Raw genomic sequence first — 16280 nt, forward strand, 5'->3', positions numbered from 1 at the left:
GAGCACCAGCTGGCCGAGGAGGCCCGGGCGCACCGGGCGGCGGCGGCCGCGGCGGCCCCTGAGGGCGCCGCGGTCACCGTGCTGATCACGGAGGTGCGCTGAGGGGCCCTCGCGGGCGGGCGTCAGTCGCCGAGGCCGGCCAGGTCGCGCAGACGGCGGGCCTGGGCGGCGCGCTCGGCGACGCGCTGGTCCTCGTAGGAGCGGCCGGCGGCACCCTGGAGCAGCGCCTTGGTCTCGACGACCGCGTCGCGCGGCGCGGCGAGCAGGGCGGCGCTGAGGTCCCGTACCGCGGCGTCGAGTTCGGCGGCGGGCACGGCGATGTTGGCCAGGCCGATGCGCTCGGCCTCCTCCGCGTGGACGAAGCGGCCGGTGGCGCAGATCTCCAGCGCGCGGGCGTAGCCCACGAGGGAGACGAGGGGGTGCGTCCCGGTGAGGTCCGGGACGAGGCCCAGGCTGGTCTCGCGCATCGCGAACTGCACGTCCTCGGCGACGACCCGCAGGTCGCAGGCGAGGGCGAGCTGGAAGCCGGCACCGATGGCGTGGCCCTGGACGGCCGCGATGGACACGAGGTCGCTGCGGCGCCACCAGGTGAACGCCTCCTGGTACTCGGCGATGACCGCGTCGAGGTCCGCGTCGGAACCCCGTGCGAGGTCGAGGAAGGACGGCTCTCCGTCGAAGCCCTCGGGCGTGAAGGCCTGTCGGTCGAGTCCGGCGGAGAAGGACTGGCCCTCACCGCGCAGGACGACGATCCGCACGCTGCCCGGAAGAGACCGGCCGGCTTCCGTCAACGCCCGCCACAGAGCGGGAGACTGGGCGTTGCGCTTCGCCGGGTTGGTCAGGGTCACCGTGGCAACGGCGTCCTCGACGGTGAGCCGTACACCGTCCTTGTCGAAGACGAGCTGGGAGTCGTCGGGCGTGGTCATGGGGCGCCTCCGGTTCCAATGCAGCACTGCATCCGATGCTAAGTGACTGCACAGTAACCACCCGGCCGGTCGCAGGACCGACCGGGTGCCCACCGGGAAGGTCCCGGTGGACCGGTCGAGCCGCCCCCGGCGTCAGACCGAGGCTGCCTTCTTGCCCCGTGTCGCTCCGCCGCGACCACGCAGCGTGACTCCGGATTCGCTGAGCATCCGGTGGACGAATCCGTAGGAGCGGCCCGTTTCCTCGGCCAGCGCCCGGATGCTCGCACCGGAGTCGTACTTCTTCTTCAGGTCTGCCGCGAGCTTGTCGCGCGCGGCGCCGGTCACCCGGCTGCCCTTCTTCAGAGTCTCGGCCACCCGTGCCTCCTCATGGGAAGTGCGCTCTGGACTTCTCATGATCACCCCTCCCCGTCGTCCTGGCCACCCATTCGACAAGGTCCGTCCTGCCGGGTTTGCGGACGAGTACGGCGTCCTCACGATCGGAAGCCTTCATTCCGCACGGCTGGAACCCGACCCTCGGAGGAGTGGATCAAGGGACCGCCAGGTCAGGGACGCCAAGGGAACAAACGTACGGCGCGGACCCTGCCGGAAGGATTCGGCAGTGGCCCGCGCCGGGGGTACGAGACCTTCTCACTCAGATGACGGATCCGGCGATGAGCCGAATGATCCAGTCGGGACTCAGGCCAGGGCGACCAGGTCCGCGTAGTCCGGGCCCCACAGGTCCTCCACGCCGTCCGGCAGCAGGATGATCCGCTCCGGGTCGAGCGCCTCGACGGCGCCCTCGTCGTGGGTGACCAGGACGACCGCGCCCTTGTAGGTGCGCAGCGCGCCGAGGATCTCCTCGCGGCTGGCCGGGTCGAGGTTGTTGGTGGGCTCGTCGAGCAGCAGCACGTTGGCCGAGGAGACGACCAGGGTGGCGAGCGCCAGGCGGGTCTTCTCGCCGCCGGAGAGCACCCCGGCCGGCTTGTCGACGTCGTCGCCGGAGAAGAGGAAGGTGCCGAGCGTCTTGCGGACCTCGACCAGGTCGAGGTCGGGCGCGGCCGAGCGCATGTTCTCCAGGACCGTGCGCTCCGGGTCCAGGGTCTCGTGCTCCTGGGCGTAGTAGCCGAGCTTGAGGCCGTGGCCGGGGGTGACCTCGCCGGTGTCGGGCTTCTCGACCCCGCCGAGGAGGCGGAGCAGGGTGGTCTTGCCGGCGCCGTTGAGGCCGAGGATGACGACCCGGGAGCCCTTGTCGATGGCCAGGTCGACGTCGGTGAAGATCTCCAGCGAGCCGTACGACTTGGACAGGCCCTCCGCGGTGAGCGGGGTCTTGCCGCAGGGCGCGGGCTCCGGGAAGCGCAGCTTGGCGACCTTGTCGGAGACGCGGACCGCCTCCAGGCCGGAGAGCAGGCGCTCGGCGCGCTTGGCCATGTTCTGCGCGGCGACCGTCTTGGTGGCCTTGGCGCGCATCTTGTCGGCCTGCGAGTTGAGCGCGGCGGCCTTCTTCTCGGCGTTCTGGCGCTCGCGCTTGCGGCGCTTCTCGTCGGCCTCGCGCTGCTGCTGGTAGAGCTTCCAGCCCATGTTGTAGACGTCGATGGTGGAGCGGTTGGCGTCCAGGTAGAAGACCTTGTTGACGACGGTCTCGACCAGGTCGACGTCGTGGGAGATCACGATGAAGCCGCCGCGGTAGGACTTCAGGTAGTCGCGCAGCCAGATGATCGAGTCGGCGTCGAGGTGGTTCGTCGGCTCGTCGAGGAGCAGGGTGTCCGCGTCCGAGAAGAGGATCCGGGCCAGCTCGATCCGGCGGCGCTGACCGCCGGAGAGGGTGTGCAGCGGCTGGCCGAGGACCCGGTCGGGCAGCCCGAGGGCGGCGGCGATGGTGGCCGCCTCGGCCTCGGCGGCGTACCCGCCCTTGGTGAGGAACTCGGTCTCCTGGCGCTCGTACTGCTTGAGGGCCTTCTCGCGGGTGGCGCCGGAGCCGGTCGCGATCCGCTCCTCGTTCATCCGCATCTTGCGCAGGAGGACGTCGAGGCCGCGGGCGGACAGGACGCGGTCGCGGGCGAGCACGTCGAGGTCGCCGGTGCGCGGGTCCTGCGGGAGGTAGCCGACCTCGCCGGAGCGGGCGATGGTGCCGCCGGCGGGCTGGCCCTCACCGGCCAGGCACTTGGTGAGCGTGGTCTTGCCCGCTCCGTTGCGGCCGACGAGGCCGATGCGGTCGCCCTTGGCGACGCGGAAGGACGTGTTCTCGATGAGGATGCGGGCGCCGGCGCGCAGCTCGATGCCGGAAGCGGTGATCACGGACGGACTCCAGGGCGATGGGAAGACGGCGGATGACGACAGGTGACGGGCTGCGACGCCGCTAATGCACCCAGGGGAGGATGTCCCAGGGGAGAATGTCCATGCGGCCAGTCTATCGGGCGTCTGCAACTGGTTTTCGGCCACACGGGCGACGCGGGCGGGATAGGGACGTTTCTCTCAGTGCTTGACAGAGGGAACAAAAGGGGCGAAGTGCGGTAGACCAGCTGATACTCGGCGGAGGGCGGCGGTCGGGCCGCCGCGGTGACGCGGAGGTGGACCGTGCAGTTCGACGACGACGCCCGTCTGGACCCCTCCGAGGTGAAGGACGTCCGCGGCAGCCGCGTCCCCGGCGGGAAGGCGACCGTCGGCGGCGGGATCATCGGCCTCATCGCCCTGGTCCTCGGCATCCTCTTCGGCGTCGGCCCCGACCAGCTCGGACTCTCCTCCGGCGGCGAGGACCAGCCCGCCGCCAGCGCCTCCTCCGCGACCCGGGTGAACCAGGCGTGCCGGTCCGGCGCGGACGCCAACAGCCGCCAGGACTGCCGGACCGTGGGCGTGGTCAACAGCCTCCAGGACTACTGGCGGAGCGAGTACGCCCGCCGGGGCGGCACCTACTCCCCCGCCTCCACCGTCCTGTTCACCCAGCGGGTGAACACCGCGTGCGGCGCGGCCGGCTCGGCGGTCGGCCCCTTCTACTGCCCCGGCGACCGGCAGGTCTACCTGGACATGGGCTTCTTCGAGGAGCTGCGGACCCGGTTCGGCTCCACCGGCGGCCCCTTCGCCCAGGCGTACGTGGTGGCCCACGAGTACGGGCACCACATCCAGAACCTGATGGGGACGCTCAGCCGCTCCCAGGACGGGCGGACCGGGGCGGACTCCAACGCCGTCCGCGTCGAGCTCCAGGCCGACTGCTACGCGGGCGTGTGGGCCCGGCACGCCACGACCACCCCGGACGACAGGACCGGCCGGCCGGTGCTCGCCCGGCTCGACGAGGCCGACATCCGGGACGGCCTGGACGCGGCGGCGGCGGTGGGCGACGACCGGATCCAGGAGCGCTTCCAGGGCCGGGTGACCCCGGAGAGCTGGACCCACGGCTCGGCCGCACAGCGCCAGGAGTGGTTCCGCACCGGCTACCGGACCGGCGACATGGCCCGGTGCAACACCTTCCGCTGAGGCCCGGCCTCCGCCCCGACGCCGACGGCGCCTGCGAGACTGTGTCCCAGGTCACATCCGGCCGAACCGAGAGGGAGTGAGCGGGATGTCCGAGGCACCCGACATCTGTCCGGCGCTGAAGTACCGGGACGCGAAGGCGGCGATCACGCTGCTCACGGAGGCCTTCGGCTTCACCGCCACCGCGGTGTACGAGGGCGAGGACGGACTGGTCGCGCACGCCGAGCTGACCTACGGCAACGGGACGGTGATGCTCGGCAGCACCGGGACCGACAGCGTCTTCGACAAGGCGATGGGCGCGGGCGGCCCGGTGGGGGTCTACGTCCACGTCCGGGACGTCGACGAGCACCACGCCCGGGCCGTCGCGCACGGCGCGGAGATCGTGATGCCGCCCACCGACCAGGAGTACGGCTCCCGGGACTACATGGCGAAGGACGCCGAGGGGAACGTCTGGAGCTTCGGCACCTACACCCCGGGCTCGGCCGACTGACGCGGCGGGCCCGGGGCGGGCGGCGCGGGGGTCAGGCGCCGCCGGTGTGGACCTGGAAGGCGGCCCGGCGGACGGCCTTCGCCAGCGCCGGGTCCGGGTGGGCCGCGGCCAGCGCGACCAGCACCTGCACCGTCCTCGGATGACCGACGGCCCTGACCTCGTCCAGCAGCGCGGGCACGGTGCCCTGCACGGCCGAGTCCAGGTGCCGCACCAGCAGCTCGCTCTCGCCGTGGTCGGCGACGGCCGCGGCGGTGTCCACCCAGAGCCAGGTCGCCTCCTCGCGGGTGAGGACCTCGGGGGCGTCGTCCGGGTCGGTGCCGTCGTACTCGGCGAGCCACAGCAGCGCGTAGGGGCGCAGCGACGGCTCGGCCACCGCGGCGCGGACCTCCGCCTCGGCGGGGGCGCCGACCACCCGGAGCGCCTCGAAGGCGAGACCGCGCAGCAGGGCGTCCTCGCCGCGCGCGGCGGCCAGCAGCTCGGCGACCGCACCGGCCAGCGGACGGGCGGCGAGCCAGGCGCGGTACTCGTCGCGGGCCGGGCCCGGGGTGAGCCGGGCGCAGCCGCGGAGCATGTCGGCGGCGGACTGCTCGATGTTGCCGGCGGGGCTCTGCGCGGCCACGCAGATCTGCTCCAGCTTGACCCACACCGCCCAGTTGCCGAGCGGGGTCAGGTTCGCGTGACGTCCCTCCGGGCCGGCCGCCCCGTCCAGGGTGAGCGCGCCGACCTCGGCGAGGCCCTCCAGGGCCCAGTCGAGCAGGGAGGGCAGCCGCTCGGCGGGGGTGGGCGGCTGCGCGGGGGCGCCGTCGCCGGGCACCTCGCAGCGCTCCTCGCGGAGTTCGTCGACGCGCTGCCCCAGGAGGTCGAGCAGGACGGGGACGAGGACCGGGCCCTGGGAGAGCTGGAGCAGCGACAGGACCTGCGGCACCGCCTCCACGACCTCGGCGACCGCGCCGGGCGCCACGCCCTCCGGGGCGGGGTGGACCAGCGACCAGGCGTCGAGGAGCGCGACCCAGCCGCGGAGCACGGCGGAGTCGTCGCGGTCCCACGCCTGGAGCCGCCAGCCGGGGCGGGCGGTGGCGCCGTGCAGCTCGACCAGACCGGCGAGCCGGGCCCGGTCCCAGCCGGCGCGGACCCGAGCCGGCGTCAGGTCGAGGTCGGCGGCGGCCCGTTCGACGGCGGCCGGGCCGTCGAGCGGGGCGGAAGCGGAGGCGGGCCGGTCGGCCGCGCGCGGACCCGACCGCGGGCCGCGCGGGGCGGCGGCCCAGCGGGCGATCCGTACGGCGTCGGCGAGGACCAGCCTGGCCTGGCGGGCCAGTTCCGCGCGGGGCGGAGTGCCCTCGGGCGGCCTCGGGGCAGGCCGGGTGCGCCGCGTCGTCGCGGCCCGTCGGGCGGTGGCCAGCGACCGCGGACGGACGAGTCGGAGTCTGGAGTTGCGCGCCAATGGTTCATCGGGCTTTCGAGACGTCACGGGGGCAGTCTTCCCGCTGACGGCCCGAAAGCCCAATCGGAATCCCCGGCGCCGTGCCCCGGCGGGGCCGAGGGGCCCCGCGACGCGCCCCGCCGCGGGGCGGGGCTACATCAGGGGGGTGAGGTAGCGGCGGAGGGCTTCCTCGTAACGGAGGGGGTCGGCGTTCCACATGGCGGTGTGGGGGGCCTGGCTCACCGGGAGCAGGGTGACCAGGTCGGGGCGGCGGGCGGCCAGGTCGACGGACGGTTCCCAGGGGGAGATCGTGTCGTCGGGGCCGTGCGCCAGCAGGACCGGGATGCGCAGGTCCGCCGTGTGGTCGGGGTGCGGGCCGGTGCGGCCGAGGGCGGCGCGGACGGCGAGCGGGACCAGCGGGGCGGGCACGCCCCGCGCGGCGGCGAGGTTGCGGACGGTGGCCTCCCAGTCGAGGACCGGGGAGTCCAGGACCAGGCCGGAGATCCGGTCGCGCACGCCGGACTCCGCCGCCGCGCGCAGCGCCATCGTGGCGCCGGTGCCCCAGCCGTGCAGCACGATCTTGGAGGCGCCGCGGCGGACCGCGTACCGCAGGACGGCGTCGACGTCGCGCCACTCGGTGTCGCCGAGCTGGGCGAGGCCGTCGGCCGGTTCGGGGGCGCCCCGGTCGCCGCGGTAGGCGGGGACGAGGACGGGGACGCGGCGGCGGGCGTAGAAGGGGACGAGGTTCAGCGCGTGCTCGCGCCCGGTGCCGAGGCCGTGCAGGGCGACGACCCAGGTGGAGCGCGGGCCGGTGACCAGCCAGGCGGGGAGCGGGCCGAGCTCGCCGGGGATCTCGACGTCCTCGTGGGGCAGGCCGAGCGCGGTCTCCGGGGTGCCGGTGTGCAGCTGGGGGGTCAGGCGGACCCGGCTGCCGGGGCCGAGCGCGCCGCGCTCGACGCGTTCGAGGCGGCGCACGACCGTGTCGGCGGTGTGCGGGACGCGGTCGAGGACCGGTCCCGTGACCGCGTGCAGGCCGGGTGCCGTCATCCCGTACGTGCCGGGGCGCAGCGAGGCGAGGCTGCGGGTGAGGGTGACCCGCTCGGGTCCCGTGGCGTGCACGGTGAGCTTGGGGTCGCCGGGAAGGGGCCGTCCGGACGCCGCCTTGAGGGCGACGCCGCTGGCGTGGCGGCCGGCCGCCACGGCGGCCGCACCGAGACCGATCAGGGTGGTGACGGCCGCTGCCGTCGCTGTAGCCGGGCGCACGCTCCCAGTGTCGTCACGGCGCCGCGGAGACTGCCACCGGACGGGGGCCGGGCGGGTGCGGACCCGGGCCGGGGCGGACGCCGGACGAGGGGCCGGGGCGGGAGTCGGGGACGGTCCCGGGAGGGTGACGAGGGTCTCTTCGGGGGGTCCCCTTGCGGATGAATCCGTCCAGGGCGTGAAACGGGTGGATCGGGCGGGGAGGCGGCTTGGGTCCGGTGTGTCCCGTGTGGTCGGGTATTACCCGTGGTCCCGGGGTGACCGGATGGTGGACACGGGGGCATCCTGGAGGCGAAGCGGAATCTCACGGCACCGGTTCGGGACACCGTGATGCCCCGCCCAGTTCACCTTCCGTTCACTCAGGTTGCCTACGTTCGTCCAGCCACTGACGTCAAACGATTGCCTGGGTAAATGGAACACATCACGCTGCTGCTCGCCATTGTGGTCGTGACAGCTCTCGTGTTCGATTTCACGAACGGTTTCCACGACACCGCCAACGCGATGGCGACGACCATCTCGACCGGTGCTCTCAAGCCCAAGACGGCGGTGGCCATGTCCGCCGTGCTGAACCTGGTCGGCGCGTTCCTGTCCGTCGAGGTCGCCAAGACGATCTCCGGCGGGATCATCAACGAAGAGGGCATCCGCACGGAAGTGATCTTCGCGGCCCTCGTCGGCGCCATCCTGTGGAATCTGCTGACCTGGCTCCTGGGCCTGCCGTCCAGCTCCTCCCACGCCCTCTTCGGCGGCCTCATCGGCGCCGCGGTCATGTCGGCCGGCTGGTCGGCCGTGAACGGCTCCACCATCGTCACCAAGGTCCTCATCCCGGCCGTGGCGGCGCCCCTCGTCGCCGGTCTCGCCGCGATGGCGGCGACCAAGCTGACGTACAAGATCAAGGCCAACCCGGAGGCCAGGGCGACCGCCAAGGGCTACCGCGCCGGCCAGATCGCCTCCGCCGGTCTCGTCTCGCTCGCCCACGGCACCAACGACGCCCAGAAGACGATGGGCATCATCACCCTCGCCCTGGTCACCCAGGGTGTCGTCGCCCCCGGCTCGAACCCTCCCATGTGGGTCATCGTCTCGGCCGGCATGGCGATCGCGCTCGGCACCTACCTCGGCGGCTGGCGCATCATCCGCACCATGGGCAAGGGCCTCACCGACCTCCAGCCGCAGCAGGGCTTCGCCGCCCAGACCAGCGCCGCGACGGTCATCCTGGCCTCCTCGCACCTCGGCTTCTCCCTCTCCACCACCCAGTCCTGCTCGGGTGCCGTGATGGGCGCCGGCCTCGGCCGCAAGGGCGGCGTCGTCCGCTGGTCGACCGCCACCCGGATGTTCGTCGCCTGGGGCCTGACCCTCCCGGCCGCCGGTCTCGTCGGCGCCGGCGCCGAGTTCCTCACCAAGCAGGGCCCCTGGGGCATCGGCGCCACCGCGGCCATCCTGATCGGCGGCTCGGCCGTGATCTGGGCGCTCTCCCGCCGCCAGCCGGTCGACCACACCAACGTCACCGCCGACGACCTGGACGGCGACGACACCGGCTCCGGCACCCCCGGCGTCGTGACCACGGCCATCGCGGCCGTCACCCCGCCGCCGGCCGGCTCCGTCGCCGCCGTCGCGGACGACGGTCTCAAGACCACCATCCACGCGCCGGGTCCGAACGACCCCGCCGCTCCCCCGGCCCCCGCCGCCGCGGTCTGAGCCCCCTAAGGAAACGGGAACCCAAGCCATGAAGATCGACTGGGCAGCTCTCGGCTCCGTCTTCGGAGTCAGCCTCCTGGCGACCGTCGCCCTCGTGGGCCTGTTCACCCTCGGGATCGTCGGCCTCGGCAAGCAGGAGGAGGCCGCGGCCTCGGGCGGCTCCGCCGTCCTCGCCCGCACCGGCGCCTACGCCTGCTTCGCGCTGTGCGCGGCGGCCGTCGCCTACGGCATCTACCTGATCGTCGCCTGACGCACCGCACCCCGGGGCCGGGCCCGCACCTCTCACGAGGGCGGGCCCGGCCCTCGTGTCTGTGGCGCTCCGCACAGTGACCCGTCGCAGGTCAAGGGTGAGTTGACGGCCGTTCGCGGGGCGTGGTGGACTGCCGGGGCCAATACGGCGGCAATGGAGAGGAAGCCCGGTGCGATTCCGGCGCGGTCCCGCCACTGTGACCGGGCCCGGCGGACAGCCGCGGTCCGGGAGTCAGGAACTCTCGCCGCCGGTCACGTCGACCCAGGGCGCGGACCCTGAGTGAGGACACGCCGCCATGCCCGGCCGCACCCCCGTGGCTTCCCGAGCCACCGCAGTCTTCGCGTACGGAGCGGCCGCCGGCCTCGCCGTCGACCTGGTCCTCGGCGACCCCCGCCGCGGCCACCCCGTCGCCGCCTTCGGACGCGCCGCGGCCGCCGTCGAGCGGCGCCTCTGGCGCGACCACCGCGGCCGGGGCGCCCTGCACACCGCCGTCCAGCAGGGCAAGGCGCTCTACGCCGGAGTCTCCAACTACTCGGCCGAACAGACCCGCGAGGCCGCCCGCATCCTCGGCGAACTCGGAACCCCGCTCACCCTGCACCAGCCCCGGTACTCGATGCTCGACCGACGTCCCGAGGACGAGGGCCTGCTCGACGCCCTCGACGAGCTGCGGATCGGTTCCATCGCCTACTCCCCGTTGGAGCAGGGCCTGCTGACCGCACGCTACCTGGACGGCATTCCCGAGGACTCCCGAGCCGCGAGCGACAGCCCCTTCCTGAACCGCGACGCCGTCACCGAGGACCTGGTGACCCGCCTGCGCGCCTTGAACGACATCGCCGCGTCCCGGGGTCAGACCCTGGCCCAGCTGGCCCTCGCCTGGGTCCTGCGTGGCGGCCGCGTCACCTCCGCCCTGGTGGGAGCGAGCAGTCCACGACAGGTCGAGGACAGCGTGGCCGCCCTGCGCCACCTCGACTTCGACACGGAGGAACTGGCCCTCGTCGACGCGCTGGTCCGTCCCTGAGGCCCACGCTCGGCCCGGCCGCCCCGCGGCGGCCCGGCCATCCACCGGCGGCCTCCTCCGCGATCGTTCGTGTCGGCCCGGGGCCTCAGGCGGCTGTCTCCTCCGGGTGTTCCTCCACGGAGCGGGAGTCGGTGAGGCTCAGCGCGCCGCCGGCGGCGAGCAGGCCGACGACGACGGCGAGGAGGGCGTAGGTGACGCGTTCGCCGTGGAAGAAGGACGCCACGAGGTCGGTGTTCCAGGCCCCGGCGGGGAGCCGCGTGGTGACCAGGACGGCGATGAGGGTGCCGACGACGGCCGTGCCGACGCTGGAGCCGACCTCCTGGGCGGTGTCGTTGAGGGCGGCGCCGATGGAGGTGCGGTTGCTCGGCATGGCTTCGACGAGGGCGACCGCGCAGATGGTCATGACGGTGCGCAGGCCGATGGTCATCAGGACCATGCAGACCGCGATGGCGGCGTATCCGTGCTCGACGCCCCAGGCGAGTCCGGCCAGCGAGCCCGCGAGGAAGCCGGCGCCCACCAGGCAGGCGACGCGGTGCCCGAAGCGACGCGCGAGCCACTCGGAGAGCGGGGTCGCCAGGAGCATCGTCACGATGATCGGCAGATTGGCGAGGCCGGCCCGGACCGGGCTCCATCCGTAGGCGTACTGGAAGTGCAGGATCAGGCCGAACATCACGCTCGCCATCGCGATGGACGTGCCGACCTGGGCGACGGCGGCGCCCCGGACCGTCCCGCGGGAGAACAGGCGCAGGTCGAGCATGGGCGCGGCCGCGCGGCGCTCGTGCCGGACGAACCAGATCGCCGAGCCCAGGGCGCCGATGACCGACGCCAGGGTGATCGTGGAGAGCCAGCCGTGCTCGACGCCGCTGGTCAGCGAGTAGCAGGCGAGACCGATGGCGGCGACGCTCAGGACGGCGCCCGGTACGTCGAGGGAGTCCTTGGTCAGGTCCTCCGGGCGGTCGGCCGGGACGCCGAGCCGTACGCCGACACAGGCGATCACCGCGATGGGAGCGTTCACGAGGAGCAGCCACTCCCATGACACGTGCGCCAGTGCCGTGCCGCCGAGCAGCGGGCCGAGGACGAATCCGGACATTCCCACGACGATCATCACCGTCATGGCGCGCATGCGCAGCGCCTTGTCGTCGAAGAGGCGGAAGACCAGGGAGTTCGTGATCGGCGCCATCGCCGCGGCGGCTATGCCGAGCGCCGCGCGCAACGCGATGAGCCCGCCCGCGGAGCTGACGAGGAGCACGCCGAGGCTGAGCGTGCCGAAGACCCCGAGCCCGATGAGGAGCACGCGGCGGCGCCCGAACCGGTCCGCGATCGACCCGGCGGTGAGCAGCAGCCCGCCGAAGGTGAGCGAGTAGGCCCCCGTCACCCACTGCAGGGCGGTCGTGCCCGCGCCGAGGTCACGGCCGATGGTCGGGAGCGCGATCGACAGCAGGGTGTTGTCGACCATCTCGACGAAGAAGGCCAGGCAGAGCGCGGCCAGGGGAATCCACGCCGCGCGCAGCGACGGGTAGGTGCGGGGCGGTTTCGTGAGCGTGGCGGTGGTCATGGCGCACTCCTTTCGATCGAACGCGGTTCGGTTATCGAACGCTGTTCCATCCGGTACGATAGAACAACGTTCGATACGATGCAAAAGTGAGGAGCCCACGCCATGGCACGCCAGCCGGCCCGCTCAGTCGGAGGGCGCCGACGCGCTTCGCACTCGATGGAGTCCGTCCTTGGCGAGGCGGTCGCCCTGCTCGACGAGGCAGGAGCCCCGGCCCTGACCTTCCGCGCCCTGGCCCAGCGCCTCGGGGGAGGGGTCGCCAGCATCTACTGGTACGTCGCGAACAAGGACGAGCTGCTGGATCTCGCCACGGACCACGTCATGGGCGGCGTCCTCGCCGACATCGAGAAGCTGCCGCCCGGCGAGGACGCGATCGACGACCGGCGTGCGATGGCCCTCACCCTCTTCGACGCCGTCGTCCGCCGTCCCTGGCTCGGCGCCTACTTCATGCGCAACACCGACGTCCAGAGCAACTCCCTGCGCATCTACGAGATGCTCGGCCGACAGACCCTGCGTCTGGACCTCAGCGCCCGCCAGCGCTTCCACGCCGTGTCGGCGGTCATCGGCGTCGTCGTCGGCTCGGCCGTCGACATGGGTCAGGAACCTCCCCAGGAGATCCTCGACGGCGCGGTGGGCCGCGACGAGTTCCTCGGCCGCTTCGCCCAGGCCTGGCGCGAGCTCGCCCCCGACGAGTTCCCGTTCGTCCACGAGATCGTCGACGAGTTCGACGGCCACGACGACGTCGACCAGTTCCGCTCCGCCCTGGACCTCACCCTGGCAGGCCTCCGCCTCCAGGCCGGCCTCTGACCTCCGCGACAGGGCCGAACCCCGTGGCCCGCCCTGCGCCGGGCCCGCCAACCACGGCGCCGCCCCTCACGCCTGCCCGCACTCCCGGCACTCGGCCACACGCGTCGCAGCACGCCTCGCCGGCTCCCGATCGGCCCCAGACGCGCCCCGCCGATCGGCGGTCGGGCTCGGCGTCATGCCCCGCTCGCTGCGGCGGCCGCTGTCGGCCTGGCGCTCGCCTGAGTCAGGGCCTCCTGGCACGCGGCTGTCGGCGTACGTGAACGTGCCAAGACGCGTACGGATTGAACATCCATGCCTGGCGTACCTGGCGGAGCCCCTCAACGCGCACGCCGACAGGCAGGCTCCCTCGCCCCGAGTCTCTGCGGCATCCCGGAGCGCGAGGTCACCCGCTCTCTCCACCTCTTCGAACTTGCCGATTATTCGTACACCGTCGCCGCTTGAAGAGCCCTGGCGAGAAACGTCCAGTCTCCTGCGGCGGGGAGCTCCTTGCCGGAGTTCCGGTACCAGCCCTCCGAGTCGGTCATCCATGCGGCGAGCCCACTCAGGTAGGAATCGAGCGTCTGGTTCTCCCACTCATCGCCACGGCGGAGAAAGTCCTGGTGAAGTGCGTGGACAAACGCAATCAGATCCTCGCGGCTGCGGATGTCATCGTCTGGGGCAAGCGGCATGGCATGAACCTATCGTCCGGCCACAGCTCATGATCCAAGACGCTGGCATCGAAGTTCGCCGCTCCCGGCTGTCGTGTCACGGGGGCGGGAGGGAACTGTCAGGCGTGGCGGTCCCGGGGACGACCATGAGGGCGAGGTGCCAGGCTGCGGTAGGTGCCGCGCCTGGGCTGTACGGCGTCCCGGCCGAGGACGCGATCGCGGGCAGGGCGCTGTCCGGTCTCGACGGCGCGATGGTCATGCCGACGGCGCTGTCGCTGTCGTGCGGCGAGTCCGAAGATCCGAAGGAACCCGCTACGGCCCTGAGGGGCTGGGTCGCGGTCTTCTGGCTTGTCCCGCCTGCCCCTGCCGATCGAGTTTCGGGGGCCGATGGTGGTGGGTGTCGTCCTGTCGGAGCGCGAGGGGGAGTTCGTCAGTTGTCGGGCTGCCCGGCCCGGCGGACACGCAGTGCCCAGAGCACGAGCGGCGCCTGGAGGGGGAGCCTGGCCAGTGCCGCCGCCCGGAGCGGGGTGGGGCGGTGGCGCCAGTCGTATGCCATCTTCACGTTCGCCGGGAACACGGCGGTGAACAGGCCGGCGGCGGCCAGCGCGCCCGCGCGTCGGGTGCGCGGGGCGGCGATCGCCGCGCCGACGGCGATCTCCGCGACGCCGCTCAGGTGGGTCCAGGTCCGAGGCGTGCCGGGCAGGCTTCGGGGCACGATGGCGTCGAACTGGCGGGGAGCGACGAAGTGCGCGACTCCGGCGCCGATCAGCAGTCCGCTGAGCAGCCGGGCGGACGTCGTGGAAGAAGGCATGTCTCGTCTCTCGTCGTTGGCGGTGCACTGCGGGAACGGCAAGTTACTCAAGAGTATGGGGCGCGTGGAGAAGATGGAACCCGTGCGCTGTCTGAGGTGATCGCGGCCGAGGACGGGTGCGACGGGCACGGGCGGTCTGCACGGCCGACAGGACGGGAGAACGCAGGGCGGAGAACGCCTGCCCGCCGCCGCGGCCCTGCGAAGGGGAGAGGGCTTCGTCATCGGTACCACCCCAGGGCCACCCGTTCGAGGGAAGCGGGGCGCTGAGGCCAAGCCGGCGGGAGGACGGACGCGAAGACCACGTGTGAGGGCTTCCGAAGGTGTTCACGGGGGATCCTCATCGGCCGCGCGAACCTCCGCGCGGCTGCCGTCCTCAGAAAGGAGCAAGTCATGGTGCGTGTGCGACGAGGTCTGGCCGTTGCCCTGGCCGCCGGTGCGGTCGTGGTGGCCGGAGGCTCGGTGGCGTCCGCCGACGCCGGCGCGCAGGGCGTGGCCGCGTACTCGCCCGGCGTCGGCTCGGGCAACCTGATCCAGGTGCCCGTCCACGCCCCGGTCAACGCCTGCGGCAACACGGTCAACGTCATCGGTCTGCTGAACCCGGCCTTCGGCAACACCTGCGTCAACGCCTGACGGCTGCCGAGGGCAAGAGCCCGGTCCGCCGCCGACAAGACGGGGTGGCGCGGACCGGTGACCCTCCGGGCCTGCGGGACGCGTTGACCGTGTCCCGGGCCGGGCCGGGCGGGTGGGCTGCGGGTGGCCGTCGGCACTGCCACCCGCAGCAGCTACGCGCTGTGCGCGGGCTCCCAGGTCAGGACCGCGATGACCTGTTTGCCACTGGCCGAGGAGCTGACGAAGAGATCCGCGCCGAGGGCCCGGACGATTCTGAGGCCACGCCCGCTTTCGGCGGTCTCCGCCGGGGTGTCCCGGCGGCCGGGCAGGTCGACGGATCCGTCGCTGACCACGACCCCCACCCGCCCGCTTTCCACGCTGACCGTGAGCGCGTAAGGCCCCTTGGCGTGGGTGACGGCGTTGCCGACCAGTTCGGAGACGATGAGCACCAGGTCTTCGGCGACCGGGTCGGGGCAGAGGGCCGGTTCCAGGGCCAGCACGCGTGCCGCGGTCCGGCGGGCGCGCCCCGCGGCCTGAGCACCCGGCGGAAGCTGGATGTGCACGGTGACGGGACGCCCGCAGGACGCGAGGGCGGTGTCCATGATCACTCCTGACGGTGGGTGGCCACCGGGATCGGGGCCCGGCCGAAGAGAGCGGGTGAGAGGCCCGAGTGATGCCGGAGCGCCATGACGGCTACCGTGCCTTCGCCCTGCCCGCCGTACCGGTGCCACCAGTTGTGGGTCCGGTCCCGGCCCCTTGTGGCCGCTGAGAACGTCCCCGACGGCGTCGCCCCCGCTCGCCGCGACAGTGACGCCTGGCACGGCCGAGCCGGCCGGCGCTCCGACCGACGCCACCGGGGCCGTCAGCCTCCGCCCTCTCAGGCATGTCGGTTGTCACGCCCGCCTCCTCGATCGCGTCGACGTGGGTTCGGGGTGCTGCGCATCTGGAACTGACATAGAGAGTTCGGAACGAACCGCTCAACGGATTGCGCCGACATGCCGGCCCGGCAGAGCCCCGCGGCCGGGATACCTCTGGGCGCCGGCTTCATCCCGCTCGGATCTGCCTCGATTCCAGCGAGCACATCGCATCCCGGCGAGGTGTCGCCGGCGCCGCCATGCTCCACCTACCCCGGACCCGGGCCGCCTCGGCGCCCTCGCCGCCTGAGAGCACCGGAGTGCACGGTTTCACTCTTTCGGGTGTCGCACCCATCCGCCGGGCGGGGGCTGCCGAATGCCGGGTGTGAGCACCTTCAGCAGCACACTCGTCCGCGCCGCATGGGGCGCACTGGCCGGGCTCCTGGCCGCGTACACCGCGCTGGCCGTGGCCGAGCTGGTCGCCGGACTGGTGCGGCCCGCGG

15 protein-coding genes, 1 pseudogene and 1 riboswitch are annotated in these 16280 nt (G+C 72.9%); of the genes and pseudogenes, 7 read left to right on the plus strand and 9 right to left on the minus strand.

Features of this window, described 5'->3' with window-relative positions:
• Positions 1-122: 122 nt before the first annotated feature.
• The 3 genes from IE321_RS36725 to abc-f all read right to left on the minus strand — a co-directional run bounded on the left by IE321_RS36725 (position 123) and on the right by abc-f (position 3197).
• Positions 123-923 carry an enoyl-CoA hydratase/isomerase family protein gene (locus IE321_RS36725; RefSeq protein ID WP_190226101.1) on the minus strand — a complete coding sequence of 267 codons (801 nt, stop codon included), beginning with the start codon at positions 921-923 and terminating at the stop codon, positions 123-125.
• Positions 924-1055: 132 nt separating this feature from the next.
• Positions 1056-1277: a helix-turn-helix domain-containing protein gene (locus tag IE321_RS36730; protein WP_024756249.1), complete on the minus strand. Its 222-nt coding sequence runs from the start codon at positions 1275-1277 to the stop codon at positions 1056-1058.
• A 321-nt stretch (positions 1278-1598) separates the two neighbouring features.
• Complete coding sequence (abc-f, locus tag IE321_RS36735) at positions 1599-3197, minus strand: ribosomal protection-like ABC-F family protein (protein ID WP_043219494.1); 1599 nt, start codon at positions 3195-3197, stop codon at positions 1599-1601.
• 279 nt (positions 3198-3476) lie between these two features.
• On the opposite strand from abc-f, the gene ypfJ reads away from it, so the two are divergent.
• On the plus strand, positions 3477-4370 hold the full coding sequence (ypfJ, locus tag IE321_RS36740; protein ID WP_190226102.1) for a KPN_02809 family neutral zinc metallopeptidase: 894 nt from the start codon (positions 3477-3479) through the stop codon (positions 4368-4370).
• A gap of 85 nt (positions 4371-4455) precedes the next feature.
• On the plus strand, positions 4456-4857 hold the full coding sequence (locus IE321_RS36745; RefSeq protein WP_043219490.1) for a VOC family protein: 402 nt from the start codon (positions 4456-4458) through the stop codon (positions 4855-4857).
• Positions 4858-4888: 31 nt separating this feature from the next.
• Here the strand turns inward: IE321_RS36745 and IE321_RS36750 are convergent, their stop codons facing one another.
• On the minus strand, positions 4889-6325 hold the full coding sequence (locus tag IE321_RS36750; protein WP_226651708.1) for a hypothetical protein: 1437 nt from the start codon (positions 6323-6325) through the stop codon (positions 4889-4891).
• 105 nt (positions 6326-6430) lie between these two features.
• On the minus strand, positions 6431-7540 hold the full coding sequence (locus IE321_RS36755) for an alpha/beta hydrolase (RefSeq protein WP_190226103.1): 1110 nt from the start codon (positions 7538-7540) through the stop codon (positions 6431-6433).
• Between the two features lie 408 nt (positions 7541-7948).
• On the opposite strand from IE321_RS36755, the gene IE321_RS36760 reads away from it, so the two are divergent.
• From IE321_RS36760 to IE321_RS36770, 3 genes and pseudogenes are all read left to right on the plus strand, one after another.
• Positions 7949-9229 (plus strand): inorganic phosphate transporter, encoded by a 1281-nt coding sequence (locus IE321_RS36760; protein WP_190226104.1) that lies wholly within the window; start codon positions 7949-7951, stop codon positions 9227-9229.
• Positions 9230-9257: 28 nt separating this feature from the next.
• Positions 9258-9479: a hypothetical protein gene (locus IE321_RS36765; protein WP_043219484.1), complete on the plus strand. Its 222-nt coding sequence runs from the start codon at positions 9258-9260 to the stop codon at positions 9477-9479.
• Positions 9480-9637: 158 nt separating this feature from the next.
• A riboswitch (cobalamin riboswitch) is annotated at positions 9638-9720 on the plus strand.
• Between the two features lie 231 nt (positions 9721-9951).
• Positions 9952-10497 (plus strand): annotated as a pseudogene (locus tag IE321_RS36770) (aldo/keto reductase); the annotation flags it as partial.
• A gap of 85 nt (positions 10498-10582) precedes the next feature.
• On the opposite strand, the gene IE321_RS36775 reads toward IE321_RS36770, so the two are convergent.
• The gene (locus IE321_RS36775; RefSeq protein WP_190226105.1) at positions 10583-12052 is read right to left on the minus strand and encodes an MFS transporter; all 1470 of its coding nucleotides are present in this window, start codon (positions 12050-12052) and stop codon (positions 10583-10585) included.
• Positions 12053-12208: 156 nt separating this feature from the next.
• On the opposite strand from IE321_RS36775, the gene IE321_RS36780 reads away from it, so the two are divergent.
• Positions 12209-12856: a TetR/AcrR family transcriptional regulator gene (locus IE321_RS36780; RefSeq protein ID WP_190226106.1), complete on the plus strand. Its 648-nt coding sequence runs from the start codon at positions 12209-12211 to the stop codon at positions 12854-12856.
• 416 nt (positions 12857-13272) lie between these two features.
• Here the strand turns inward: IE321_RS36780 and IE321_RS36785 are convergent, their stop codons facing one another.
• Both IE321_RS36785 and IE321_RS36790 read right to left on the minus strand, forming a co-directional pair.
• Positions 13273-13524, minus strand: a complete 252-nt coding sequence (locus IE321_RS36785) for a DUF7660 family protein (RefSeq protein ID WP_229916722.1) — start codon at positions 13522-13524, stop codon at positions 13273-13275.
• Positions 13525-13933: 409 nt separating this feature from the next.
• Entirely contained in the window at positions 13934-14314 is a 381-nt protein-coding gene (locus tag IE321_RS36790) for a DoxX family protein (RefSeq protein WP_190226107.1), read from the minus strand.
• Positions 14315-14704: 390 nt separating this feature from the next.
• Here IE321_RS36790 and IE321_RS36795 point away from each other — a divergent pair, with 390 nt between their 5' ends.
• Positions 14705-14944: a chaplin gene (locus tag IE321_RS36795; protein WP_190226108.1), complete on the plus strand. Its 240-nt coding sequence runs from the start codon at positions 14705-14707 to the stop codon at positions 14942-14944.
• Between the two features lie 152 nt (positions 14945-15096).
• Here IE321_RS36795 and IE321_RS36800 read toward each other — a convergent pair whose 3' ends face one another.
• On the minus strand, positions 15097-15525 hold the full coding sequence (locus IE321_RS36800) for an ATP-binding protein (protein ID WP_190226109.1): 429 nt from the start codon (positions 15523-15525) through the stop codon (positions 15097-15099).
• Between the last annotated feature and the right edge of the window lie 755 nt (positions 15526-16280).

Origin of the sequence: Streptomyces hydrogenans, assembly GCF_014656075.1 — a bacterium.
In the GTDB taxonomy this organism is placed as follows: Bacteria; Actinomycetota; Actinomycetes; order Streptomycetales; family Streptomycetaceae; genus Streptomyces; species Streptomyces hydrogenans.

Coding starts and splice junctions, on each gene's coding strand:
- IE321_RS36725 (WP_190226101.1), bottom strand. CDS start 923: ATGACCACGCCCGACGACTCCCAGCTCGTCTTCGACAAGGACGGTGTA.
- IE321_RS36745 (WP_043219490.1), top strand. CDS start 4,456: ATGTCCGAGGCACCCGACATCTGTCCGGCGCTGAAGTACCGGGACGCG.
- IE321_RS36760 (WP_190226104.1), top strand. CDS start 7,949: ATGGAACACATCACGCTGCTGCTCGCCATTGTGGTCGTGACAGCTCTC.
- IE321_RS36765 (WP_043219484.1), top strand. CDS start 9,258: ATGAAGATCGACTGGGCAGCTCTCGGCTCCGTCTTCGGAGTCAGCCTC.
- IE321_RS36775 (WP_190226105.1), bottom strand. CDS start 12,052: ATGACCACCGCCACGCTCACGAAACCGCCCCGCACCTACCCGTCGCTG.
- IE321_RS36780 (WP_190226106.1), top strand. CDS start 12,209: ATGGAGTCCGTCCTTGGCGAGGCGGTCGCCCTGCTCGACGAGGCAGGA.
- IE321_RS36785 (WP_229916722.1), bottom strand. CDS start 13,524: ATGCCGCTTGCCCCAGACGATGACATCCGCAGCCGCGAGGATCTGATT.
- IE321_RS36790 (WP_190226107.1), bottom strand. CDS start 14,314: ATGCCTTCTTCCACGACGTCCGCCCGGCTGCTCAGCGGACTGCTGATC.
- IE321_RS36795 (WP_190226108.1), top strand. CDS start 14,705: ATGGTGCGTGTGCGACGAGGTCTGGCCGTTGCCCTGGCCGCCGGTGCG.
- IE321_RS36800 (WP_190226109.1), bottom strand. CDS start 15,525: ATGGACACCGCCCTCGCGTCCTGCGGGCGTCCCGTCACCGTGCACATC.